General features: G+C 37.7%; 22 protein-coding genes, 1 pseudogene and 1 other annotated feature. Of the genes and pseudogenes, 5 read left to right on the forward strand and 18 right to left on the reverse strand.

Annotation, left to right across the window (positions count from 1 at the left end; genetic code table 11):
- Positions 1–130: 130 nt before the first annotated feature.
- Positions 131–673: pseudogene (locus RRY75_RS07090) on the forward strand (transposase); the annotation flags it as partial.
- A 213-nt stretch (positions 674–886) separates the two neighbouring features.
- On the opposite strand, the gene RRY75_RS07095 reads toward RRY75_RS07090, so the two are convergent.
- The 11 genes from RRY75_RS07095 to RRY75_RS07145 form a co-directional block, all read right to left on the reverse strand.
- Complete coding sequence (locus tag RRY75_RS07095; RefSeq protein WP_332491846.1) at positions 887–1,291, reverse strand: retropepsin-like aspartic protease; 405 nt, start codon at positions 1,289–1,291, stop codon at positions 887–889.
- Positions 1,288–1,515: a hypothetical protein gene (locus tag RRY75_RS07100; RefSeq protein ID WP_332491845.1), complete on the reverse strand. Its 228-nt coding sequence runs from the start codon at positions 1,513–1,515 to the stop codon at positions 1,288–1,290. Before RRY75_RS07100 ends, RRY75_RS07095 begins: the two co-directional genes overlap by 4 nt.
- A gap of 85 nt (positions 1,516–1,600) precedes the next feature.
- Positions 1,601–2,080: a 23S rRNA (pseudouridine(1915)-N(3))-methyltransferase RlmH gene (gene rlmH / locus RRY75_RS07105; RefSeq protein WP_332491843.1), complete on the reverse strand. Its 480-nt coding sequence runs from the start codon at positions 2,078–2,080 to the stop codon at positions 1,601–1,603.
- Between the two features lie 902 nt (positions 2,081–2,982).
- A complete protein-coding gene (locus RRY75_RS07110) occupies positions 2,983–3,801 on the reverse strand; it encodes a glycoside hydrolase family 25 protein (RefSeq protein WP_332716123.1) in 819 nt (272 codons plus the stop codon).
- Positions 3,802–4,134: 333 nt separating this feature from the next.
- On the reverse strand, positions 4,135–5,781 hold the full coding sequence (locus RRY75_RS07115; protein WP_332716126.1) for an ABC transporter ATP-binding protein: 1,647 nt from the start codon (positions 5,779–5,781) through the stop codon (positions 4,135–4,137).
- Positions 5,775–7,418: an ABC transporter ATP-binding protein gene (locus tag RRY75_RS07120; RefSeq protein WP_332527397.1), complete on the reverse strand. Its 1,644-nt coding sequence runs from the start codon at positions 7,416–7,418 to the stop codon at positions 5,775–5,777. The genes RRY75_RS07115 and RRY75_RS07120 overlap by 7 nt, the downstream gene beginning before the upstream one ends.
- Before the next feature lie 612 nt (positions 7,419–8,030).
- Positions 8,031–8,744, reverse strand: a complete 714-nt coding sequence (locus tag RRY75_RS07125) for an ABC transporter ATP-binding protein (RefSeq protein WP_332491835.1) — start codon at positions 8,742–8,744, stop codon at positions 8,031–8,033.
- Positions 8,728–9,507, reverse strand: a complete 780-nt coding sequence (locus RRY75_RS07130) for an ABC transporter ATP-binding protein (protein ID WP_332527399.1) — start codon at positions 9,505–9,507, stop codon at positions 8,728–8,730. Before RRY75_RS07130 ends, RRY75_RS07125 begins: the two co-directional genes overlap by 17 nt.
- Positions 9,507–10,580, reverse strand: a complete 1,074-nt coding sequence (locus RRY75_RS07135) for a branched-chain amino acid ABC transporter permease (protein WP_332491832.1) — start codon at positions 10,578–10,580, stop codon at positions 9,507–9,509. The genes RRY75_RS07130 and RRY75_RS07135 overlap by 1 nt, the downstream gene beginning before the upstream one ends.
- A 3-nt stretch (positions 10,581–10,583) precedes the next feature.
- On the reverse strand, positions 10,584–11,474 hold the full coding sequence (locus tag RRY75_RS07140; protein ID WP_332491830.1) for a branched-chain amino acid ABC transporter permease: 891 nt from the start codon (positions 11,472–11,474) through the stop codon (positions 10,584–10,586).
- Between the two features lie 105 nt (positions 11,475–11,579).
- Positions 11,580–12,752, reverse strand: coding sequence for an ABC transporter substrate-binding protein (locus RRY75_RS07145; protein ID WP_332491829.1), 1,173 nt, complete (start codon positions 12,750–12,752; stop codon positions 11,580–11,582).
- 218 nt (positions 12,753–12,970) lie between these two features.
- On the opposite strand from RRY75_RS07145, the gene RRY75_RS07150 reads away from it, so the two are divergent.
- On the forward strand, positions 12,971–13,558 hold the full coding sequence (locus tag RRY75_RS07150; protein ID WP_332491827.1) for an FUSC family protein: 588 nt from the start codon (positions 12,971–12,973) through the stop codon (positions 13,556–13,558).
- Between the two features lie 39 nt (positions 13,559–13,597).
- Here RRY75_RS07150 and aspS read toward each other — a convergent pair whose 3' ends face one another.
- Both aspS and hisS read right to left on the reverse strand, forming a co-directional pair.
- The gene (gene aspS, locus RRY75_RS07155) at positions 13,598–15,406 is read right to left on the reverse strand and encodes an aspartate--tRNA ligase (protein ID WP_332491825.1); all 1,809 of its coding nucleotides are present in this window, start codon (positions 15,404–15,406) and stop codon (positions 13,598–13,600) included.
- Positions 15,407–15,501: 95 nt separating this feature from the next.
- Positions 15,502–16,767 (reverse strand): histidine--tRNA ligase, encoded by a 1,266-nt coding sequence (gene hisS / locus RRY75_RS07160; protein WP_332491824.1) that lies wholly within the window; start codon positions 16,765–16,767, stop codon positions 15,502–15,504.
- Positions 16,768–16,898: 131 nt separating this feature from the next.
- Positions 16,899–17,107, reverse strand: a binding site (T-box leader).
- Positions 17,108–17,292: 185 nt separating this feature from the next.
- Between hisS and RRY75_RS07165 the strand changes: the two genes are divergently transcribed.
- The 3 genes from RRY75_RS07165 to RRY75_RS07175 all read left to right on the forward strand — a co-directional run bounded on the left by RRY75_RS07165 (position 17,293) and on the right by RRY75_RS07175 (position 18,777).
- Positions 17,293–17,793 (forward strand): GNAT family N-acetyltransferase, encoded by a 501-nt coding sequence (locus tag RRY75_RS07165; protein ID WP_332491823.1) that lies wholly within the window; start codon positions 17,293–17,295, stop codon positions 17,791–17,793.
- A gap of 172 nt (positions 17,794–17,965) precedes the next feature.
- On the forward strand, positions 17,966–18,277 hold the full coding sequence (locus RRY75_RS07170; RefSeq protein ID WP_332491821.1) for a hypothetical protein: 312 nt from the start codon (positions 17,966–17,968) through the stop codon (positions 18,275–18,277).
- A gap of 236 nt (positions 18,278–18,513) precedes the next feature.
- Entirely contained in the window at positions 18,514–18,777 is a 264-nt protein-coding gene (locus tag RRY75_RS07175) for a hypothetical protein (protein ID WP_332491819.1), read from the forward strand.
- Positions 18,778–18,878: 101 nt separating this feature from the next.
- Here RRY75_RS07175 and hemZ read toward each other — a convergent pair whose 3' ends face one another.
- From hemZ to RRY75_RS07200, 5 genes are all read right to left on the reverse strand, one after another.
- Positions 18,879–20,309 (reverse strand): coproporphyrinogen dehydrogenase HemZ, encoded by a 1,431-nt coding sequence (gene hemZ / locus RRY75_RS07180; RefSeq protein ID WP_332491818.1) that lies wholly within the window; start codon positions 20,307–20,309, stop codon positions 18,879–18,881.
- A 29-nt stretch (positions 20,310–20,338) separates the two neighbouring features.
- Positions 20,339–20,977 carry an MBL fold metallo-hydrolase gene (locus RRY75_RS07185; RefSeq protein ID WP_332491816.1) on the reverse strand — a complete coding sequence of 213 codons (639 nt, stop codon included), beginning with the start codon at positions 20,975–20,977 and terminating at the stop codon, positions 20,339–20,341.
- A gap of 33 nt (positions 20,978–21,010) precedes the next feature.
- Entirely contained in the window at positions 21,011–21,415 is a 405-nt protein-coding gene (locus tag RRY75_RS07190; RefSeq protein WP_332491814.1) for a hypothetical protein, read from the reverse strand.
- A gap of 62 nt (positions 21,416–21,477) precedes the next feature.
- Positions 21,478–21,927, reverse strand: a complete 450-nt coding sequence (gene dtd, locus RRY75_RS07195) for a D-aminoacyl-tRNA deacylase (RefSeq protein WP_332491812.1) — start codon at positions 21,925–21,927, stop codon at positions 21,478–21,480.
- 9 nt (positions 21,928–21,936) lie between these two features.
- Positions 21,937–24,177 carry a RelA/SpoT family protein gene (locus RRY75_RS07200; RefSeq protein ID WP_332491810.1) on the reverse strand — a complete coding sequence of 747 codons (2,241 nt, stop codon included), beginning with the start codon at positions 24,175–24,177 and terminating at the stop codon, positions 21,937–21,939.
- Positions 24,178–24,228 lie beyond the last annotated feature (51 nt).

Genomic DNA, 24,228 nt, shown 5'->3' on the forward strand with positions numbered 1-24,228 from the left:
TAGCCGGAATGAATTGAATCTCTTGGCGTACTTGTTCTTTACCAATAGGTACAAGTTCAGTATTACACCAAGGACAGTCTTTATCATTCTCATGAAGTGTACAAGGAACTTCTATAACTTCTAGCACTAAACCACTTTTGATATTGAACCTTTAATCCACGGTTCTATGAAGGCTAAGTTACCTGAATTAGAACTCGCTATCGATGGTTATATAACACCTGAACAAGCTGCTAAAATAAAGGTTATTAAACATCACTTTGAAGATTTAAATAGTAGAAAAGCAGATCTTGAAAAGATTATTTTGGAACTTTCAAAACGTTATCAATCAGAACTAGACTTAATCCTTACTACACCATCCATGAAAAATACCTTTACAGCTATTGGTATTATTTCTGAGATTGTCACAAATATGGATGTATTTCCTACGGCTAAACATCTCTGTTCATGCGCAGGTCTAACGCCTACCAATAATGAAAGTGCAGGAAAGAAAAAGGCTATTATTGCCATTGCACGAATGCTCCCTACTGCTATTTATAAGATGCTAAAAAACAAGGAAGTATACAATGCCGACCTCTATAAAAAATCAAACACTGTGCCTATTGATCGAGAGATAACTTTAACCGAAGCTCTCTCAATAATTAAAGCTCAGGGCTATCGACTAAAAACGTCTTAATTTTTAATCTCCAGTGTCTTTTTAACATAAAGTCATCAAAAGATGGCTTATTTGCTATGCCCTTTAGATTATTGCCAACTTCAAGCTTTTATTTCAAACTTTCTCCTCACACAACTACCTATTTTATATCGTAATATTTTAAGCCCTCTATCTTTTGAAGCTTATTATGCAAAAAATCCTAGAACATACTTTGATTTATGTCTAGGATTCTCTCTATTTGTATTGCTCACATACTATTTTTCTTAATTCAAAATCTAGCGTTACTCTGTAGTTTGCTATAACATTTAATCCAATCACGCCTACGGAGAAACTTTCCTCTGGAAAAGTATGTGCATATACTTCTACATCTTCTAATATGAATTGTCCTATTTTTAATCGTTCTATTCTAACAATATCAACATACGCCACACCACTTGCTGTTGTAATTCTTGCCTTTTCACAATTACTTACATCATAACCTAACTGATATAAAATATCCTTAGAAATAATCGTTACACTAGCACCTGTATCAAATACTACCATCATATTTCTGAACCTATTAACTCTTTTACTCCAGAGTTCTAAGTCTAGCATTACCATATTACCCATAGGTTCCATCTTTATTTCACACTTGCTCATAATATAACGCTAACTCCTTCTGGTATCTCCCCTGCATATCTAAGATAAGTATCACTTTCTTCCATAATGTACTCATTCATGCCCCTTATAACCCTATCTCTGCTTTCGCTATGAAGAACAACTTCTCCGCCCATAACTGTTCCATTATCATCTTTGTCACAGTTAATCATAAATACCCATTGTCCATTATACTCTTCGTTTATACTTTCAATTGTTTTATACATTAACTCACCTCTTTTCAGTAAGTATTTACCTTTATATACCTCATTATAATACATCCCAAATAGCTTTAAGCTATTTTTCTATCACTTATTTATGGTACGGTTCACCATTATTAATCCTATACCCTCTATAAATTTGCTCCAATAACATGACTCTAAATAATTGATGTGGAAATGTCATCTTTGAGAAGGATAGGCTGTCATTAGCTCTTTTAAGGACTTTGTCTGAGAGTCCAAGTGAGCCTCCGATGACAAAAACAATGTGGCTATTGCCTTGAACGCTACAGTTGGCCATCATTTGTGCAAGGCCTTCTGATGTGACCATCTTGCCGCCAAGGTCTAGGGTGATGACGTAGGCAGTATCTTTGATTTGGGCTAAGATTTTCTCCCCTTCTTTTTCTTTGATTTGGAGCTCTTCTTTTTCTGAGGCATTGTCTGGTGTTTTTTCATCTGTTAGCTCAATGATCCCAAGTTTGCAGTAACGGCTGAGTCTTTTGCTGTATTCATCTATGGCTTGTACCAAGTATTTTTCTTTGAGTTTACCTACGCATACGATTTCTATTTTCATGTGTCTCTCCTGAAAAGTCATTTTTTACCCCTATTATAACACGATTATAATTCTTCCTATACTTGTCCCCTTAAAGTAATACTTTAACCCTTAATTTTTTTTACTTTTTTTGCTTATTTTTCTCTCAAAGTATTCGCTTTCTCGGTCTATTCCTTTTCTTCTTTTATGGATATTGTATACTTTTTTGAATCTGTTTTAAGCATAATCACAACAAAAATTTGTATTTTTTTGACTTTCTAGAAATCCACTTTTCTTATTTCCAGGGAAATCCCTTAAAAAGCATCGGCATTTTCAACTTAAAGTAGCATTTATTTTTATGGATTTTGCCAGTTGCACAGATATGGAAATCAGGTGTATAACTATCTTATCAAGTTTCGTTATAACCTTGGTGAGCGAAACGGTTCACCCAATATAAAAGTACGGCATAAAGAACTATTCTAGGTACGTCCTTTATGCTGTACCACTAAGTATAAATTTGAAAGCCTTTAGTCTCCCCCTTCTAAAAGTGGACAAACTTATATTTAGGCCCTAACTAATGAAGTGGTGGCAGCTTCGTTAACTTAGGTAACTATCGCTTCATTGACAGCTTCTTCTAAGCCACGTTCAATTGCATACAAGCCTTCAACTTCCCAGTAAGCTTAAGGTAACCTTAGCCACGGCTAACCGAGGCGGAAACTAGCAGTGATAACTACAATGGTAGCGCTTTCACCAAAAGGCCCCCGCAAGAGGTGCACCAACGCAAGTATTCCCCATGTGAACCTAAAAGTTGAACCTTCCTCGCAACTGAACAAGTGCTTTCCTTTCATTGTCAATGACACTTACACTTTGCCACAACAGCATAAGCCACCTGAAGTCTGCCCGTTTTTTAAGGGGGAGGGTATACTTCGGGTGGCTTGTGTTGTCTATTCTTCTACAAACCATAAATTCATATCTACACCACCTGATATGCCATCTACAGTTCCGCTATCTGTATATTGCCACATCTTAAATGCATAAGGAAAACTTGGTACATCACTATACTCTGCTAACCATACCTCATAGTCAGATAGCTCCTCTAGTGTAATCACATCTTGTAGCCAATGTCTGCTTCCATAAATCATAGGTTTGTATCCTGCTTGTTCAATCACTTCACAGAAAGCTTTTGTAATCTGTGTTTTTTCTTCTCTTGTTAAGTGCGTAATCCTATCTTTCCCTGCAACAAATTCCATATCAAAAACGATAGGATAAGTGACCTTATGCCCTTGAATCTGTTGAAGCACAAATTGGGCTTCTTCTTTGGCCTCTTCTACTGAGATAGCCTGTGAGAAGAAATATAATCCTACATCTATGCCTACTCGATTGGCTGAATTCATATTATATGTAAAAGTCGGGTCTTCTTTAATTGCGCCATTTCCATAGCCTCTATACCCTACACGTATCATGGCAAAGTCAATACCATCCTTCTTGACCTTCTGCCATGATATCTTTTCTTGATGTTTGGAAACATCAATGCCCCACTTGGCTTTTATATTATCATACTGATAGCTCTTCTTACCCTGATATGTTTCTAAAGCTTCCCACTTATAGCTATGCCTTGGTAGTGCCCTCTCATATTCGATGCTAGGTATTTCTTCATACTCTATTCCATCAAGTTCAGGTCTATACCTTAAACTCACGACTGTCCCACACAAGTATAGTACTGCTGCTATTATTATAAGACGGGTTATCTGTTTTCTAGTCATTTCTTCTGCTCCTTCTCCCTCTTACTGCACTCATGTTACAATCATTGTACGTCTAAAACCTTACAGTGCTCTCCATAACTTTCTTAAGATATTGTCATAATTCCTTCCCTTCGTGCCTTGTCCCTTATCCTTTTTCCCGAAATAGAACAAGCCAGCTTTAGTCTCATCTTTTAAAAAACGAGACTGAAACTGGCTTGTTCTTCTAGCATACGCCTTTCCCTTTATTTCAAAATCCTATTGTCTAATCCCCTTTTCCATTACTACCTTTGACGCCCTTTAACCACTTTCCCTTCCCTTATTCTATCTCTTATGAAATCCTTTGGATGATTAGAATTAACTTGCCTTTTCCGCTCTTTTTCTGTAAGGATAAACTTGCTTATTCTTTACCATGAAAATTTCATTGTAATCTTGTTCATGTTCTTTGAACAACACATGGGTTACATGAATAATTGTTACATCTTCTAAGTCTAAGAGACTCTTCTCTATTTCCTTAGCTTTCACAGGATCTAGTGCTGAGAAGGCTTCATCAAGCAAGATTAAATCAGCCTTTTCTAGAAGTGCTCGTGCTATAGCAATACGGCTCTTCTCTCCACCTGAGATATTCTTTCCATCGTCATAGAGCATACGTCCAAGTCCATCTGGATGGGCTGCTACAAACTCAGTAAGTCCTGCTTGTTGAAGGGCTTCTAGAATCGCTTCATCACTGTAGTCTTTGTAAAGTGTTAAGTTATTTCTTAACGTATCTTCAAAGATAAAAACCTTTTGGTCGATGTTACTGATTGTCTTAAAGTAAGCCTCTTTCTTAATCTCTTTAAGGGCTACATCCCCCATCCAAATCGTACCTTGTGTTGGATTGAAATATTTGCGTAAGAGTTTTAGCAAAGTGGATTTACCGCCACCACTTGGGCCAATAATTAGGTACTTTTCACCTTTTTTGAAGGCTACATTAACTTTTTCTAAGATAGGTTGATGCTCGTCATAGGCAAAGGAAACATCTTCTAGACTCATCCCTTTTCCTATAGCACAATTCTCTATCGTTTCTTCTGCTTCAATTGCATTCGTAAGGGTATCTTCTATCTTTTTAATAATTCCGCCTACTGAAGCAATTTGTGGCATCGCTTCACTCATCATCATCATAGGCCCTAAAATTCTAAACATCCCCTCTACTACAAGGAGTACACCTCCAATTGTCCCCTTACCTTGTAAGGCTAAGTACCCTGCTACTCCCATGACACCTAGCACCATAAAGTTTGACACTGTATTTTCCATACAATAGACGTAGGTCAGTAAGCGGTCTACTAAGTACCCTTTATGTTGTACCGTTTCACTTTTCTTATCAAAATTCTTTTGGATACGCCCTTGTAGATTGTTGTTACGAATAATGTGAAATGCAGACAGTACTTCTTTGATATACCCTGTATAGTTTTCAAACAAGTCACTCCTTAAGGTCGTCTGCTTGGTAATAGGTCTTTGCAACCACAAGGTAAGCCCTGTATTAATGATAACAAGCAAGATTCCCAGCCCAATCAACTTAGGATTGACTGTCCAGATCATCCACATCCCTGCAATAAATACTGCACCGCCATCCACAATAGCGTACACAGGGTTAATCAACTTTTGCTCGAGTGTATTAAAGTCATTGGTTAGGGCAGATAAATATTTGGCGTTATTCTCTGCATAGAATTCACTTATATTTTTGGTATACATCTTTTCTAAATAGTAGTTTTTCATCTGCTCATTAGCTTTGCGCTTATATAAGTTCTTTGCATAAGTTACAAGTATTGCAATCGGCACTAGGGTTAAGGCAATACCCATCAACCTCATACTTTGGCTTGTAAATGCTGTCATTTCCTTGTTTAGGGCAAGGTCGAATAGCCCCATCATCTCAATCATAACGTACCCTTCTATTAGCCCGAGTACTAAAGTAATTCCAACGGCCACTAGTAAGTATGGCCATACGTTCATTAAGCGTTTTAGCATACGCTCACCCCCTCAAAATAATCTGCTACATCATAGCATATCAGTCTGCCTGCTTGCAGTTTCAATACATAGTCATACCCTTCGCTCACGCCTTCATAGTAGCGATGACTAATGGCAACTACTGTCTGTGGCAAGCTCAAGAAGACTTTTTCTATCTCACGGCCCAAGGCTTCATTTAAGCTAGCTGTCCCCTCATCTACAAAGAGAATTTCTGCCTCTTTGGCAATGGCACGTGCAATGGCAATACGTTGTCTTTGCCCACCTGATAAGTTCTTACCATTCTCCAATAAGAGTGTGTCTAACCCCTCTTCTAAGCCTTGTATTACAGATTCAAGGCCTGCCGCGCCAATAGCCTGAGTCATACAACTTTCTTCTACTGATTTATAAAGACTAATATTATTTCTGATGGTATCTTCAAACAAGAAGATGTCTTGGTCAATAACAGCAACTTTATCGTTAAAGTCTCTTTCATCTATTGTTCTATAATCCACACCATCCACTTCAATAGTGCCTGCATAGTCTTCATTTAGAAGTTCTAACATTTTAAGCAAAGTAGACTTACCTGCCCCACTTGCGCCTTTAATCAAATATTTTTTCCCTTTTTCCAAAGTGATACAAGCTTTGTCTAGCAACGTACGCCCTTCGTAGCCAAAGCTCACTTGGTTTAAAGTAATGTGTTCTTTAAACACAAAAGGTTCACATTTTGTTTCTTCTTGTGCCACCTCTAAATGAGTCAACTTATCATAAATTTTAATGGAAGAACGCATGACATTAACAAGGGGTAAGGCGTCCATAATTCTAAAGACAATTTGTGTACTAAGCTGAAATAAGAATACAGCTACACCTAGTCCAAGCCCTGCACCAATGCGATGCCCTAAGTAAAAGATTACAGCTGCCATAACAAAGTAACCTACAAAAATAAGTACATTTTGTTGAATCTCTGAATAGTTATTAAAGGCCTGCTTTCTAGCCTCAGCTCTTGAGATCTCCTTTTTGTTCTTTTCCAAAAACTTCTCTTCCATATTCCCAAGCTTAATAATCTCTAGACCATTAAAGGTATTACTCATATTTAATGTCAGCGTTTCATTCCCCTCGGACACTGCCTCTTGCAACTTCTCAGTACGTGCTAAAAAGAGCTTACACAGGATGTAACAGACAGCCGATACAGTCAAAATTCCTCCAGCTAACAGTGGTTCTTGTACAGCGATGATGAGGATACCGACTAAGTACATTCCCCCTCCTGAAATTAAGTTCAATAAACTGACGAAAAACTTCTCTTCTATTAAGTTCACATCATTGGTCAGCCTTGAAACGTAGTTTTCCTTAGACACTTTGGCAAATTGCTTCGGTGTCATCTGTAAAACCGTACGGAAAGCTTCTTTTCGAATGTCCAAAAGCACATTGCGCATATAACCAATCCGTAAGAATCTAGAGGCTAAATAAAGTCCCGCGCCCACACATACAATCACAACACCATAGATAATACGTGTTATAAAAAGTTCCATACTCCCTTTTTCTAGTGCATCCATCACCCAAGAGGATACCCCCATAATCAGCAAGTCACTGATAATAAAGAAGCAACTTGCAATGGTATACATAATAAATTCCCATTTTCTTTTTAATAATAATGTTTTCATAAACCCTCCCCAAAATTACAGGATTCTTTGTTGCAAATAGATTGCTACTTTTGCGCACAAAAATAGACTATAGAAAATACTATTTCCTATAGTCTATAAGGTCCAGCCTAGCCTGTCGGTCTGCTCGCTGCGCTTCTATCTATAGAAAAGTAGAGTTATAATGAATCTTATACTATCTGCATCAAAGAACACGCCTTATAGGCATCACAAACAAACCTATTTTAAGGCCTCAAAGTAATTTCGTTACTTTAAATTTGTATTTTTACAGTGTTCTTGATTCGTTGATACCAAGGTATCTTCTTAACAGCTTAGTATTATACTCATCCTCTACTTTCCTCCAATTCATTAATTTATTTTATAATAATACTATAGTATATATTTTTTGTAAATACATAAAATATATACTAATTTGTTCTAATTTACTTTTTAACCTATTTTTAACCTATTTTACCTACGCTCTTTACATGAGTCTTCTATACTCATAATATACTCTGATATGAGCGATCGAGTATAAATTTCTTCAAGACTACATCCTATCCTCTCATGTATAGATGAGAAGAAAAAGACCTACTGATGGTTGATCACCCTATCTCGTAGGTCATTTTTTTATGCTTATACTTTGGCTTTTTTCTTGCCTAGATAAGCTTCTTGAATTTTCTCATTTCTAAGTAGTGCAAGTCCTGTTCCCTCTAATATAATATTCCCTGTCTCAAGTACATAACCATAATCTGCACACTTAAGCGCAAGGTTAGCATTTTGCTCTATTAGGAGTATGGTCATCCCTTCCTTATGAATGGTCTTAATAATCTCAAAAATATCTTTAATAACAAGTGGTGCAAGACCTAGTGAGGGTTCATCCATCATTAACACTTTTGGCTTAGACATAAGTGCACGGGCTACAGCCAACATTTGTTGCTCGCCCCCTGAGAGTGTCCCTGCTAACTGCCAATGCCTAGATTTTAGGATAGGAAAAAGCTTGTAGACCCATTCAATATCTGCCGTTAAGTCATCTTTTCTTAAATAGGCACCTATCTTAATATTTTCTAGTACCGTCAAATTGGGAAAGATTCGTCGCCCTTCTGGTACAAGTGAAATGCCTCTACTGACAATTTGGTTAGTGCCCGCCCCTATAATACACTCACCTTCTAGTAAAATATCACCTGAGTCTGCCTTCACCAAGCCCATAATGGTTCTTAGAATCGTACTTTTTCCAGCTCCATTAGCACCTATTAACGTTACAATATGATTATCAGGCACCTCTAGACTAATACCTTTGACCGCTTCTATGCCACCATAGCTCACTTTTAAATCATTGATTTTCAGCATCTTCACTCACCCCCAAGTAGGCCTCAATAACCCGCTCATTTTGTTGAATCTCTTCTGCTGTCCCCTTGGCTATAAGCTTTCCAAAGTCTAGGACATAAATATGCTCTGAGATTTCCATAACCAACTCCATATGATGCTCTATCATAAAGACTGTCAAATTAAACTCATCTCGAATACGCTTAATAAAAGCTGTCAGCTCTAAGGTCTCTTGTGGGTTCATCCCTGCTGCCGGTTCGTCTAAAAGTAAGAGTTTTGGCTTGGTCGCTAATGCCCTTGCAATCTCTAAGTGGCGCTGTTGACCATAAGGCAAGCTACTCGCCTTCTCATCTTTTACATCCAATAACCCTACTGTTTCTAGAAGACTTAATGCCTTCTCCTGCATTTGCGACTCCTCTTGTCTTGCTTTCTTTGACCGTAAGACGGTGCTGAAAAAGTTGTGCTGAAGGTGCATATGTTGTGGAATCAAGATATTCTCAAGAACGCTCATCTCCTTGAACAAGCGAATGTTTTGAAAAGTTCTTGCAATACCTTGTTGTGTAATCCTATCCACACGCATTCTCGTTATGTTTTGGTCATTGAAGTACACTGTTCCTTCTGTTGGGAAGTATACCCCTGTAATTACATTGAATACAGTCGTTTTTCCTGCCCCATTGGGACCAATAAGCGCTACTATTTCGCCTTCATGTACTTCTAAGTCTAAGCCATCAATAGCAACTACCCCACCAAATTGCATCGTTAGTTGATTAAGTTTTAAAACGTTCATCAGCACACCTCCTTTTGTTTTCTATTCTTCCACTTTGTCTTTATGTTCTTGAAAAACTGCTTTATACCTTCCCAGGTCAATTCATTTTGTCCCATAATGCCTTTACGATAATACAGTACAACAACCATCAAAATTACAGAAAATACAACCATTCTAAGGCCTGGTCTAAAAAGTGGAATCTCCCTGCCAAACAACTTCGTTGGCTCATCTAAGAACCTTAACCATTCCAGTCCTGCCGTTACAAGAAAAGCCGAGATTACTGTTCCCGAAATGCTCCCCATCCCGCCTAGTACAATAATAAGTAAGAAATTATAAGTAAGTGTAAAGTAAAACTGCTTGGGGTCTACTGTCCCTAGCAATGCAGCAAAAAGTCCACCACCAATACCTGCCATAAAACCACTAATCATAAAAGAAATCACCTTATGCTTAAAGAGGGAAATCCCCATAGCCTCTGCTGCTACCTCATCTTCTCGAATTGACTTAAAGGCCCTACCATAACTCGAGCGAATAAGTAGGAACATAAAAATAATAGATAGTAACATCACCCCAAAGGTCCACCACATGCTTGTAATAGTCGGAATGTTCTTAATCCCCAAAGCACCGTTAGTAATGCTTTGTAAGTTGGTAAAGACAATACGTATAATCTCGGAAAATCCTAGTGTAGCAATAGCTAAATAGTCTCCCTTTAGCCTTAGTACAGGTGCTCCAATTAAGAACGCACATCCTGCTGCCACTACACCTCCAAGTATCAAGGCTATTACAAAAGGTAACTGAATATTAGCAATCATCGGATGCATTGGCTCTAGATAATATACCATTTCACGCTCTGCCAGAGGTACAGTGAAAATCCCCACACAATAGGCACCAATAGCCATAAACCCTGCTTGCCCTAGTGAAAAAAGTCCTGTAAAGCCATTGATTAAATTCATAGATAATCCTAAAACCGTATAAATGGCACACAAATTTAAAATACGTTTCAAATAACTATCTAAAAAGATGTTGCCTAGTGCTACACAGATGCCCAGCGCAATTATTGCCCCTAAAGTGAGCATCATTTTTTTCTTTTTAGTCATTGCTTACACCTTCTCTATAACTTTCTCACCCATAAGACCACTTGGCCTTACAAGTAAAATGATAATAAGAAGTACAAAGGCTATGGCATCTCGGTATCCTGTCAAACTACTAAAGCAAGCTACCAAAAGCACCTCTACTAACCCCAATATAAAACCTCCAATTACAGCACCTTTAACATTACCAATTCCACCTATAACTGCTGCAATAAAGCACTTAAGCCCTGGCATAACCCCCATCATAGGTTGTACTTGAGGATATTTCATTCCCCATAATATGGCTCCAATTGCCGCAAGTCCAGACCCTATAGCAAAGGTGGCACCTATAACCTTATTGATTTCAATCCCCATAACTTTAGCAATCTCATGATCTTTAGACACCGCACGCATAGCCATCCCAAGTTTTGTTTTATTGATGATTAAAATAAGTCCTATTAAAATAAGGATGGTAACAACAGGTACTACAATCATAAGTGGTTGTATGCTCACACCACCTATTGCAATAGGTGTCGTCATTGCCGGGAATTCTGGAAAAGCCTTGGGCTTACCAGAAAACAAAAAGGTCGCTAAGTTCTCCAAAAAGAAAGAGACGCCTATGGCTGAAATTAAAATAGAAGATTTGGGCGCATCCCTAAGCGGTCTATACGCAGCCTTCTCCACTAAGCTTCCTAATATAACAGTACATACTACGACAAGGATAATCGCTATATACCATGGTACATGAAAAATGGTAATACCGAAAAATGCAAAATAGGCTGACATCATAAAAATGTCTCCATGTGCAAAGTTAATAAGTCTTAAAATTCCATACACCATGGTATACCCAATGGCAATTAGAGCATATAAACTCCCTAGTGAAATGCCATTGGCAAGGTGCTGCATCCACGTACTTAACATGAAATTTCCCCCTTTTCTTATTTTCCTTCCAATAAGACACTACCCTTTTAAGCCAAAAGAGGGTTAGCCCATTATTCCTACACGGTTCGGCTAACCCATCAAGTTCTATTTAATGACTACAGTATCAGAGTATACAAACTTACCGCCTTCAACCTTTTTAATAATGGCCATGTTTTTGTCCGCATCGCCCTCTTCATTAATGGTAATCATACCTGTTACACCTTCAAAATCTACAGTCTTAGCAAGTTCATCTCGAATCGCCTTAGGGTCACTACTCCCCGCACGTTCAATGGCATCTAAAATCAAAATATAGGCATCGTATCCTAGTGCACTTACTGCTGGTACACTATCACGATCTGGATAAGCTGCTTTATAAGCTTCTACAAACTTTTTAGCTTCATCTGTAGCAGGTGCTGTGTCATCAAAAAATGTAGAAAGGACAACACCTTCTACTTCTTTGCCGCCTACTTCAATAAATTCATTAGTTTCCCAAGTGTCCCCACCTACAAAAGGTATGGTCATTCCCAAATTACGTGCTTGTTTAATAATAAGTGCTGACTCAGTAAAGTTCCCTGGTGCAAAGACTACATCTGGATTCTTTTCTTTAATATTAGTCAAAATTCCTGAAAAATCTTGGTCATTGGTATTGTAATTTCCTGTTGTAACGATACAATCAGGGTCACCTGTAAGTTCTGTAAATGCATCTACAAAAAACTTTGCAAGGCCTACTGCATAGTCATTAGATACTTCTTGGATGATAGCAGCTTTTCTATAGCCTTGCTCGTAACAATAATTAGCCATAACAGTACCTTGGAATGGGTCTAAGAAGCATACACGGAAATAATAAGGATTATCCTTAGTTACTAATGGATTCGTACAAGATGCGCCTACTGCTGGCACTTCATTGCTCTTCACAATATTGCCTGCTGCAATAGAAAAACTTGATCCCCATGATCCAATAATGGCAGATACTTTATCCTTTTCTATAAGTCGTGCTGCTGCCGTTGTGGCTTCAGCCTTATCAGATTTATTGTCTGCAATAACCAGTTCTACCTTTTTCCCCAATACTTCTGGATACAACTGGTTGGCAATTTTCATCCCTTCTACTTCTAGCTCTCCTCCAGCAGCATTTGCCCCTGTCAAAGGTTCAAATACACCAATTTTAATTACATCTTCACTACTACTTCCACCATTTCCTGCTCCTCCTGTACTACTACAACCAGTAAGAGTCGTTACAAGCATCACGCCACATACTAAAAAGCTCATCAGTTTTTTCATCATTTAGCCCCCTTTATGCACAACTACTATTGTTCTATAAATATTCACCTATAATCTTGAATATGCAAGAATTTAAGGTGATCAGGTCCTCTTGTCATTGTTTCAATGCTCAAATTTTATAGGCTACAATGTAATATCTTTGTTTACATTCTGAAAAACTATATTATAATAATAATCGAGTGAAAAAACGAATATTTGATAGATAGAGGTTAGTAATAATGGGAATTCAATTTAAAATTGGGATGCGTACACTTAAAACTTTAATAGCTGTAGCAATCTGTATTATCACCCTTTCGTTTGTCGGTGTACAAGATCCATTCTTTGCATGCATTGCCACCATCTTTGTTATTCAAGGGGATAAAGATGGCTCTGTAAAAAATGCTAAAAACCGTGTATGGGGAACTGCCTATGGGAGTATCGTTTCTAATATTGTTTTAGTATGCCTAAGCTTTTTGCCTTATAACGCTTATGTGCAAACACTTGCAACTTGCTTAAGTATTTTCTTAGTTATTCAAATGGCCTTATTCTTCAAAAAGCCTGCTGCTATTTTCCCAGGCTGCATTGTACTATGTGCCATTCTTTGTACTACAACTAATATTCAAACGCCACTTTTATATGCCATTAAACGCACAGCTTATACCCTGTATGGGGCTATTGTAGGCTTAGTCATTAACCTTTACGTCTGTCCTTATCAACCAACTGCCGCCGATATTATGGAAGATCTTGCAGATGAGATTGCTGAGGATACTCGTGAAGCCATGGAAGCTATTGAAGCTATAGAAAAAAATACAGAAAAAAGCGCCTAGAAGACTCTAGGCGCTTTCTCTATACTTCAAGTGAAACAATTAAACTTGTGGTGCTTCGTTTTCTTTAACTAATTCTTGAATTGCAAGAGCTAATTCATCTAATTGTTTTTGGTCTACACAACTTGGTGCTTCTGTCATAAGACAGCTTGCATCTTTTACTTTAGGGAAGGCAATGACGTCACGGATGTTGTCACGTTTTGCCATAAGCATAACGATTCTATCAAGACCGAATGCTAACCCGCCATGTGGTGGTACACCATATTTAAAGGCATTGAGTAAGAAGCCAAAACGTTCGTAAGCTTCTTCTTTTGTAAAGCCCAGAAGGTTGAACATTTTTTCTTGCACATCGCCTTGATAAATACGAATACTACCGCCACCAAGTTCATAACCATTTAAGCAAAGGTCATAAGCTTTAGCACGTACTTTACCTGGATCTGTATCCATAAGTGCAATATCTTCATCTTTAGGCATTGTGAATGGGTGGTGCATGGCTACATATCTGCCGCCTTCTTCATCGTACTCAAGAAGTGGGAAATCTGTTACCCATACAAATCTAAACTCATCTTTGTTGATAAGGTCTAAACGTCTTGCAACTTCTTGACGGAGTGCACCAAGTGCTGCATATACAACAGATGGTTTGTCTGCTACAACTAAGATAAGGTCGTTATCTGTTGTACTCATACGTTCTTTCATTGCAGCTACAGTCTCTGGTGTTAAGAACTTAGTGAATGAAGATTTTTCTTCTCCATCTGGTCTAACTTGTAACCAAGCCACACCTTTTGCACCGAAGTCTTGACCTACTTTAACTAAGCTATCAATTTGTTTACGTCCAAGGTCACCCATTCCTTTTGCATTGATGGCACGTACTGAACCACCATTTGCTAGTGCATTTTCAAATACAGCAAATCCGCTGTCTGCTACCACATCTGAAAGGTCAGTAAGCTCTACACCAAAACGTAAGTCTGGTTTGTCACTACCGAAACGATCCATAGCTTCTTGGTATGTTAATCTTTGGATTGGAAGTTGTACTTCATGCCCAAGCACATCCTTGAACACATGTTGGATAAGTTGTTCGTTAAGTCCCATAACTTCTTCCATGTCTACGAAGCTTAACTCCATATCGATTTGTGTAAACTCTGGTTGACGGTCAGCACGAAGGTCTTCGTCACGGAAACATTTTACGATTTGGAAGTAACGGTCATAGCCTGACACCATAAGAAGTTGTTTAAAGATCTGTGGTGATTGAGGTAATGCATAGAAGTTACCTGGATGTACACGAGATGGTACTAAGTAGTCGCGTGCACCTTCTGGCGTAGATTTTGTAAGCATTGGTGTTTCAATTTCAAGGAAACCTTTTTCTTCTAAGAAACGTCTTACAGCCCCTGTTGTTTTGCTACGCATCATAATTGTGTTTTGCATATCTGGACGACGAAGGTCTAAGTAACGATATTTAAGACGTAACTCTTCTCTTACATCACTGTTTTCTACAATTTCGAAAGGTGTTGTTTCAGCTTCAGCTAAAATACGAAGTTCTTGTACTTCGATTTCAATATCACCTGTTTTCATTGTTTTGTTCGCATCTTCACCACGTGAACGTACTACACCTGTTGCTGCAATAACATATTCACTTCTAAGTGTTTCAGCTTTTTCAAATACCTCTTTATCTGTTTCTTCACCAAAAGCTAATTGAAGTAAGCCTGAACGGTCTCTTAATGTAATGAAAAGTAATTGACCTAAATTTCTTCTTCTTTGTACCCATCCCATGACTGTCACAGTCTCGCCAACGTTGGCATGGCTAAGTTCTGTACAACGGTGTGTTCTTTGTAAACCTTGCATTGATTCTGACATATTCGCTCCTCCTTAATTGTCTATACAATCTCTTATTTATTGTCACCTTCAAGCCTTAGCACGCTAAAACTTGAAGCGATACACTTTGCTAAATCTTACTTACTAAGTTCCTCTTGCATCACTGCTACAAGGTCACTAAAGGCTACTTCACGTGTTTCACCATTTTCCATATTTTTAAGATTAATCACTTGATTTTCCATTTCACTCTCACCAATGATGGCTGAGTACTTGGCACCAATTTTATTAGCAAATTTCATTTGCGCTTTAACGCTTCTTTGCAAGTGGTCACTCTCTGCACTAATTCCTGCTGCTCTAAGCTGGGTAATAAGTTTATAAGCGATAACCGTTGCATCATCACCTCTATAACCTAAGAATAGATCTCTTGTCGCTTGAGGCAGTGTGTTTCCATTTTCTGCTTCTTTGGCTAAGATAAGACGTTCCATACCTGCGCCAAAGCCAACAGCTGGTGTTGGTTTGCCACCTATTTCTTCTATTAGACCGTTGTAGCGTCCACCACCACATACAGTCCCTTGTGAACCAATATCATTAGATACAAATTCAAATACTGTCTTTGTATAGTAGTCTAAACCACGTACAATTTTAGGATCTACTACAAAAGGAATACCCATAGCCGTTAAAAGCTCTTGTACTTTATTAAAGTGTGCCATACAGCCTTCACCTAAAGTATCTAATACTGTAGGTGCATCTTCGAACATTCCCTGACAGTTTGGATTTTTACAGTCAAGTACACGAAGAGGGTTTTTCTCACGACGTTCGTTACAAAGTGGGCAAAGTCCTTCTTTTTTAGTTTCTAAGAAAGCTTTAAGTGCTTCATTGTACTTTTGGCGGCACTCACGGTCACCAAGTGAGTTAATGTGAAGCTCTACCTTTGTAAGACCAATACGTTTTAAAAGTTCATAACCAATGCTGATGATCTCTGCATCTGCTGTTGGTGCATCTGAACCAAACATCTCTACACCAAATTGGTGGAATTGTCTTTGTCTACCTGCTTGAGGTTTTTCATATCTAAAAGTAGGGGAAATATAGTAAAGTTTAACAGGTTGAGTATCTGCTCCCATATTGTGTTCAAGATAACTACGCGCCACTCCTGCTGTACTTTCTGGTTTTAAGGTAATTGCATTCTCCCCTTTATCTATGAAAGAGTACATTTCCTTTTGTACCACATCTGTTGTATCGCCTACACTTCTTTGAAACAGATTTGTAAATTCAAACATTGGCGTACGAATTTGAGTAAATCCAAAATCATCGCATAAGCCTCTAATGGTCTGTTCCATGTCGAGCCATTTTCTCATCTCTTCACCAAAAATATCTTTGGTTCCTTTTAATGCACGGATTTCCATAAGCATCTCCTTTTCACGATTTATTCACAATACTAAAGCTTATTTTTAAAAATTATGCACAATTTCACTGCATTCATACACATTTTGTGGGAAACCAATTTTAAACAATAAAAAACGCCCCTAGCATAATTGCCAGGGACGATATCATCGCGTTGCCACCCTGGTTCAAAACCCAAATAAACTTAAGTTCTGCACCTCTATGGCCTCTAACGTAGCCACACGTCGTATCCTACTTGATTCAAATACACACTCCGAGATGTCTTCTGATCTTATGAAGGCTTGCAGCCGTAGGCCTTCTCTCTGTAAGGTAGATCATACTCTTTCTCATCATAGATTTATGTATTAAGTTAGTTGTTATTTTATAGCTGATGTAGGTTTTTGTCAAGGAGTATATGCTTAAAATGCGATTTTTCTAATTCTTTTACACCCCAAATTTCCTATTGCATTTTCAAAATGCTATTGCTATAATACTGTCTATCGCTCACTTTTACAAAAACATATATTTTTTACAGAAAGAGGGATTTTATGATTCGACGTGCTCAATTAACTGACCTACAACAACTCCTAGATATCAAAGAACTTGTTATAGCCGATATGGCTAAGCACAATATTTTTCAGTGGGATCATACGTATCCTAACCAGGATATCTTAACGCAAGATATTGAAAATGGGGATTTATATGTTATAGATGAAGCAGGCACTATTTGTGGCTTTGCCTGTATTGATACCAACCAAGCACCTGAGTATGAAACACTCAACTTCAAAGGTCCTGATACCGCTTATGTTGTACACAGGCTAGCTATTCATCCAGGCTACGGCGGCCGTGGGTATGCCTCTCAAATTTTAAAATTTGCTGAAGACCTTGCACTTGAACAAGGTGTATCAGCCCTTCGCATCGATACATTCTCTCAAAATCATCGTGCTCAAGGATTGTTCAAAAAACAAGGCTTTAACTATATAGGAAACGTATTCTTCCCTCGTAAGCAAGAACCATTTTGTTGCTTCCATAAAACTATTTTTGCATAACTATAAAAATTTATATCAATATATAAAACAGGTTGTTGTTCTACATTTCAGGTAGATAGCAACCTGTTTTTCAATCTAACTTTATCTTTCTCAAATTATTCTAAAATTTGTCACTTTTTTACCCCTCCTACATATGATATAAATGTAAACAGCATTTAGGAGGTGAAACAATATGGCATGTAATAATTGTGGATGTGGATGCGGTAACAATAGTAACAATGGTGGTTGTGGATGCAACCGTCCTGTTCAAAAAGGATGCACTTGTTTAGCTAAAGATGTATACACTCTTATCGAAAAACTTGAAGATACTCTTGAAGATTTAGAAGCAGCTTGGGATGCATTAGAAGATGCAGGCTGTCTCAAAGAAACAACTAACTCCGGCAACTGCGGATGTGGTAACTGCGGATGTGGTAACTGCGGATGTGGCAACTGTGGATGTGGCAACACCCCTCAACCTAGAGCAACTGGTTGTGGCTGCAAATAGTAAAATTTAACTACAATGCCTAGAAAATTATTTTCTACGCTAGAAGTAATTGATAATCAAAGCTCCCATTATATAAACATGATATATAATGGGAGCTTTTCCTCATTAAAATATTGAGAAATACTATTAAAATTACTAGCTTACTTATTATTTCTTGCAACTTTCAAAAGGCTATCACCCTTTTGCTGTATCGACATATGATATAAGTGTAAACAAGTTTTAGGAGGTGAAACAATATGGCATGTAATAATTGTGGTTGTGGTAATAATAGTAACTGTGGTGGTTGTGGATGCAACCGTCCTGTTCAAAGAGGATGCTCTGACTTAGCTAAAGATGTATACGCTCTTATCGAAAAAGCAGAAGCTACTGCTTTAGAATTAGAAAAGGCTTGGGATGCTTTAGAAAATCGTGAGTGTCTTAAACAAACAAACAATGCAGGATGCAATGGCTGTGGTTGTAATAACGCTCAACCTCGTCAAAATGGTTGTGGATGTAGATAGTCCCCCTTCTTACTATCTCATAAGATTACTCTAAGAAGAAGCTCCATCCCTATTGTGTTTAGGGGTGGAGCTTCTTCTTATGTTATAACTAAATCGTTCTTCTACTTATACTTTTCAAAGCCTTCTCTTTTACGCTCAATCATTTCATCAATGCGTCCAATATAGTCTTCAAGACTCTTTACATTGGCAATACGATCAATGCGCTCACCATTTTGGTATACCATTTTAGTGATAGCACCTGCGCCTGCCGCAATAATGCTTTCACTTTCTTCCATAATCTCTACATTGTAGACACATTCATAGCCAGGTTTCGCATAGCCTACATTTTCAAAGTTTCCGAGCATATTTTTTTGACGGTACATGTAATAAGGTTGAAGCCCCATCCCTCTGCATGCTCTTTGACTAATGTCTAGCATTTGTTCAATCTTTGTAGCTTCTGCAAGCTGATAATCCTCTTGGTGCTCTTTGAGTTTAGATGCTCGCTTGATAGCCATCGTATGCACCGTAATATTCTCAGGATTTAGAAGCTTAAGTTCTTCTAGTGTATGGCGTACATCTACTACACTCTCACCAGGAAGACCTAGTATAATATCCATATTAATATTGTTATGCCCAAGTTCTCTAGCCATCTGGAAGACTTCCTTGATGTCTTCTACTGTATGATGACGACCAATGGTATCTAGTGTTTTTTGATTCATTGTTTGTGGATTGATCGATATACGGCCTACATCCATTGCTTTCATAATCTCTAGCTTTTGCCTTGTAATCGTATCTGGGCGTCCAGCTTCTATCGTATACTCGCCAATGTTTTCTAAGTTAAAGCTTGCCTTAATATGCTTAAGCAAACGTTCAAGCTGTACTTCATTCAAGCTTGTTGGCGTACCACCACCAATATAGAGGCTACGAATAGGATAATCTTTCTTAGCCTCTGCAATAAAAGTAATTTCTTTGCAAAGGGCGTCTAGATAGCTTTCTACATAATTCTTTTTTGCTTCTATAGCGTACGCAGTGAAAGAGCAGTATACACATCTTGTTGGACAAAATGGAATGCCGATATATAAGCTGATTTCATCTTTTTGATTTTTTTCTAAAATTTCTTCTTCTGCCTTTGCTACTTCCATCATCAAGTTTATCTTAGCATCTGAAATACGATAGACATCTTTGAGTCTTGTTCGGAGTGCTTCTTCACTCATTCCTTGCTTTTGATAGTCATGCACAATCTTGGTTGGACGAATACCTGTAAGCATTCCCCAAGGCATAGCCTTTCCTGTGAGTTGGTATAAGACATCATACACAACTTCTTTTAAAACAAGTTTGCGATTTCTCTTTGCTTTAATTTCATTGTTTGCTGACTCTATTTGTCTCTCACAGGTAAACAACGTACTTTCTTCTTTCAGTAACTTAGCAATTGCTTGGTTACCTTCTAAGATGCTTTGTACTGCATATTCACCTTCTATATAAGGTTCAAAAAGATGAATAATATTATTTATTTCAAATTCAGTATCATGATTGATACAAGTTAAGTTTATCATTTTTCTCTTCCAATCTATTAAAATCCACTCTACTCAAACATGTTAAAGCTAGCATTATGCAACTTTTCATAGCCTACTGTTGTAGAGGGTCCATGTCCTGGGTAAAGGACAACATCTTTGTCTAACGTAAAAATACGTTCTCTAATATTATGAATTAAATCCGTTGTGTTTCCACCTAAAAAGTCGGTCCTACCAATGGAGCCTCTAAAGATAATATCTCCTACAAATGCTACTTTGTATTTGTGGCTGTAGAAGGCTACACCATCTTTAGTATGGCCTGGCGCATGAATGACTTCTAGGCTTATATCTGTACCTTTTAAAGTAATAACCCCTCTATCTTGTACATATTCGTCTGCTTGCAAAGTTAAAAATCCATCAAACATAGTAGATAAGTTATAGGCTACATCTTCTAAGTAGCGTTTACCTTCTTCATGAATCACCACTTTTGCACCTGTATGGCGTCTCACTTCTTCTACTGCACCAATATGGTCAAAATGACCATGCGTTAAAAGAATTTTTTCTATTTGCAAACCATCTGCATCAATTTTACGATTAATGATGGCTGCATCATCTCCTGGGTCTACTACAAAAGCTTTTTTTGTTGCCTCATCTATAATAAAATAGGTTTGCTCACCTATCATCCCAACCACTAATTTTTCTATTTTCATACTTCACCTCTTCATGTCTACTTTTTTGAAAGCTTATTCTTGTTCTACCTTAAGTTCCTTGAGTAATTCATTAAGTGCTTGCTTTTTGATACATCTTGTTGGAATCCATACTTCTTTATTATTTTCTTTAACCAAAATAATATAATATGTTTTTGCTTCTACTTTTTTGATTTGTTTCATCTCTAGCGTATGCTTAACAAAAAACCATGTGTACCAACTTATTTGGCTAGCACTTACTTCTATATACTTTATCTTAGAAGTATATAGAAATAAGCCACCTATAAGAATCCCCATTAGGGTAACAACTAAATCAAGACTATTGATTTTACCTAGTGCCTGATACATTACAATATTATTTCGAACAAGTAAAATGGCAAGCATGATACTAATAAAAGATACAACTTTATCTCCTATTGTATTTCTACGATAAATAATCATTTTCTTCCCCCCGCTTTCTCTTATCACTCTAAAAAGAGGGACTGTATACCAGCCCCTTCTTCCTAAAATGATTTGTCACTTTCAAGTAATATGGTAACAGGGCCATCGTTGACAAGTGTAACTTGCATGTCTGCTTGGAATATACCTGCCTCCACTGGAATCTGACCCCTACTTAATTTTTCCATAAATAGTTTGAATTTACTTCTTGCATCTTCTACACTTCCAGATGCTATAAAGCTTGGACGCATCCCCTTTATAGCACTTCCATAGAGCGTAAAGTTAGGTACAATAAGGATTTTACCTCCTATATCCCCTACAGAGAGATTCATCTTACCTGCTTCGTCCTCAAAGATACGAAGTCCGCTTATTTTACTAATCATATATTCCATATCTTTTAAAGTATCTTCTGCCTTAATCCCTACTAAGACAAGTAAGCCTCGCTCAATAGCACCAATGGCTTCACCTTGTATAGCCACAGAGGCACTGGTTACTCTTTGTACAACAGCTCGCATAATAACTCCTTAAGATGAGACACGTTCAATCTCTACTACATCTGGAATTTGCATGACCTTACGTGTGATTTCATCCAGCTGGAAGGTATGATTGATTTCAATACGAATATTGAAAATAGCCTCATGATTTTTAGTTGTCCTTGCATTAAGGGATTTAACAGGTACTTTCATGTCTGTTAAAATTTTAGAAATATCTACAATAATGCCCATACGGTCACTACCTGTAATCTGAATTTCTGTAATGTAAGTGCGGTTTGTCTGCTCTTCATTAAACCACTGTGCTTCGATCAGGCGCTCTTTCTCTTCTTCACACATATGAATAATGTTGGTACAGTCTTGTCTATGGATAGATACACCTCGACCTCGTGTGATGTATCCCACAATATCATCTCCTGGAAGTGGTCTACAACATTTAGAGAAGCGTACAGCCACATCTCCTACCCCTCGTACAACAATCCCACTCTTACTTTTCTTCTGTTGCTTTTGCTCATGTTCAAAGTCTGTGACTTCTTTCACTACATGACCATCTAAGATTTGTTGTGGCGTAATTGGCACTTTTTTCACTTTAATATTTTCGTCAATCAAACGTTGAATGATTTGCTTTTCTTTAATACTCCCATAACCTATAGCTGCGCAAACCGCATCCCAATTTCTAAGTCCATAGCGTCTACATACATTCTCAATACACTGTGTATCTGAAAGTGCTGAGAGCACATATCCCTTCTGTCTTGCACAGGTTTCAAGAAGCTCTTTCCCACGAATAATGTCTTCTTGCTTAAATTGCTTTCTGAAGAATTGATTAATCTTCGTTTTCGCTTGTGTACTCTTAACAATGTTAAGCCAGTCACGACTTGGTCCTTTAGAGTTTGGAGAAGTTAAAATCTCTACGCGGTCACCATTTTTAATAATATAATCAACTTTTACAATTTTGCCATTTACCTTAGCACCTATCATTTTGTTTCCAATATCACTATGGATAGAGTAGCCATAGTCAATAGGTGTAGAGCCTTTTGGCAAGGTAATCAACTCACCTTTTGGGGTAAATACATATACTTGGTCTGTATACACATCTAAGTCTAGCTTTAAGGCATTCATGAACTCTGTGTTATCGTCCATATCTCTTTGCCATTCTAAGATTTGTTTAAGCCATGCAAGTTTCTCTTCTGACTTATCGCCCATAGACCCTGTCAGATTTCCATCTTTGTACTTCCAGTGCGCTGCAATCCCGTATTCTGCTGTACGATGCATCTCTTCTGTACGAATTTGGATTTCGAAAGGTGTGCCCTCATTGCCCATAAGCGTTGTATGAAGAGACTGATACATATTAGACTTTGGCATTGCAATATAGTCTTTAAAACGGCCAGGAATAGGTGTATACAGCTCATGAATAATACCAAGTACTCCATAACAATCTTTAACGTTTTGCACAATAGCACGCACAGCAAACAAATCATATATTTGATCTAAGGTTTTATTCTTATTTACGATCTTTTTATAAATGCTGAAGAAGTGCTTAGGTCTACCTTCAACTGTACACTCAATGCCTGTTTCATCCAATTTCTCTTTGATTTGTTTTACAATTTGTTCAATATATTCAAGACGTTCACTACGCTTCTTAGCAATTTTTTGAGCAAGGTCATAGTAAATTTCTGGCTCAATATAACGGAGTGATAAGTCTTCAAGGTCTGCCTTAATTTTACAAATCCCTAATCTATGAGCAATAGGTGCATAAATTGTGAGTGTCTCTTCAGCAATACGCTTTTGCTTATGTGGCGGCATAAATTTCAAGGTCTGCATATTGTGCAGTCTGTCGGCAAGTTTTATAAGGACAACGCGTATATCTTGTGCCATAGCAAGAAACATCTTCCTATAATTCTCAGCTTGAATCTCTTCCTTTTGAAGTTCCTTATTTCCTGAGGCATATTTAATCACCCCAAGTTTTGTAACACCATCTACTAATAAGGCTACTTCCTTATTAAATAAACGTTCAATATCTTCTAAAGTATAGTCTGTATCTTCTACAACATCATGTAATATCCCTGCTGTAATCGATTCGATATCAAGTTCTAGATCTGCTAATATATATGCCACTTGAAGAGGGTGGATAATATACGGTTCTCCAGACTTTCTAAGTTGGCCTTCATGGGCTTCCTTAGCAAGGTTATAAGCCTTCTCAACCATACTTACATCATCTGATGGATGGTATGAGCGTATTCTATTAATTAGCTTTTTATAAATTTCATCAGGCATCGTCTACCCCCTTTTTTCGTCACTTGCATATATTTATTATATTATTATAGT

The organism is Niameybacter sp., assembly GCF_036655075.1.
Classification (GTDB): domain Bacteria; phylum Bacillota; class Clostridia; order Lachnospirales; family Cellulosilyticaceae; genus Holtiella.

Excerpts from the sequence above, each read along its gene's own strand:
- dtd (WP_332491812.1), bottom strand. The coding sequence starts at position 21,927 with ATGCGAGCTGTTGTACAAAGAGTAACCAGTGCCTCTGTGGCTATACAA.
- RRY75_RS07200 (WP_332491810.1), bottom strand. The coding sequence starts at position 24,177 with ATGCCTGATGAAATTTATAAAAAGCTAATTAATAGAATACGCTCATAC.
- RRY75_RS07135 (WP_332491832.1), bottom strand. The coding sequence starts at position 10,580 with ATGACTAAAAAGAAAAAAATGATGCTCACTTTAGGGGCAATAATTGCG.
- RRY75_RS07140 (WP_332491830.1), bottom strand. The coding sequence starts at position 11,474 with ATGTTAAGTACGTGGATGCAGCACCTTGCCAATGGCATTTCACTAGGG.
- aspS (WP_332491825.1), bottom strand. The coding sequence starts at position 15,406 with ATGTCAGAATCAATGCAAGGTTTACAAAGAACACACCGTTGTACAGAA.
- RRY75_RS07130 (WP_332527399.1), bottom strand. The coding sequence starts at position 9,507 with ATGAACGTTTTAAAACTTAATCAACTAACGATGCAATTTGGTGGGGTA.
- RRY75_RS07170 (WP_332491821.1), top strand. The coding sequence starts at position 17,966 with ATGGCATGTAATAATTGTGGATGTGGATGCGGTAACAATAGTAACAAT.
- RRY75_RS07165 (WP_332491823.1), top strand. The coding sequence starts at position 17,293 with ATGATTCGACGTGCTCAATTAACTGACCTACAACAACTCCTAGATATC.
- RRY75_RS07120 (WP_332527397.1), bottom strand. The coding sequence starts at position 7,418 with ATGAAAACATTATTATTAAAAAGAAAATGGGAATTTATTATGTATACC.
- hisS (WP_332491824.1), bottom strand. The coding sequence starts at position 16,767 with ATGGAAATCCGTGCATTAAAAGGAACCAAAGATATTTTTGGTGAAGAG.
- RRY75_RS07100 (WP_332491845.1), bottom strand. The coding sequence starts at position 1,515 with ATGTATAAAACAATTGAAAGTATAAACGAAGAGTATAATGGACAATGG.
- RRY75_RS07095 (WP_332491846.1), bottom strand. The coding sequence starts at position 1,291 with ATGAGCAAGTGTGAAATAAAGATGGAACCTATGGGTAATATGGTAATG.
- RRY75_RS07115 (WP_332716126.1), bottom strand. The coding sequence starts at position 5,781 with ATGCTAAAACGCTTAATGAACGTATGGCCATACTTACTAGTGGCCGTT.
- RRY75_RS07185 (WP_332491816.1), bottom strand. The coding sequence starts at position 20,977 with ATGAAAATAGAAAAATTAGTGGTTGGGATGATAGGTGAGCAAACCTAT.
- rlmH (WP_332491843.1), bottom strand. The coding sequence starts at position 2,080 with ATGAAAATAGAAATCGTATGCGTAGGTAAACTCAAAGAAAAATACTTG.
- RRY75_RS07125 (WP_332491835.1), bottom strand. The coding sequence starts at position 8,744 with ATGCTGAAAATCAATGATTTAAAAGTGAGCTATGGTGGCATAGAAGCG.
- RRY75_RS07175 (WP_332491819.1), top strand. The coding sequence starts at position 18,514 with ATGGCATGTAATAATTGTGGTTGTGGTAATAATAGTAACTGTGGTGGT.
- hemZ (WP_332491818.1), bottom strand. The coding sequence starts at position 20,309 with ATGATAAACTTAACTTGTATCAATCATGATACTGAATTTGAAATAAAT.
- RRY75_RS07190 (WP_332491814.1), bottom strand. The coding sequence starts at position 21,415 with ATGATTATTTATCGTAGAAATACAATAGGAGATAAAGTTGTATCTTTT.
- RRY75_RS07110 (WP_332716123.1), bottom strand. The coding sequence starts at position 3,801 with ATGACTAGAAAACAGATAACCCGTCTTATAATAATAGCAGCAGTACTA.
- RRY75_RS07150 (WP_332491827.1), top strand. The coding sequence starts at position 12,971 with ATGGGAATTCAATTTAAAATTGGGATGCGTACACTTAAAACTTTAATA.
- RRY75_RS07145 (WP_332491829.1), bottom strand. The coding sequence starts at position 12,752 with ATGAAAAAACTGATGAGCTTTTTAGTATGTGGCGTGATGCTTGTAACG.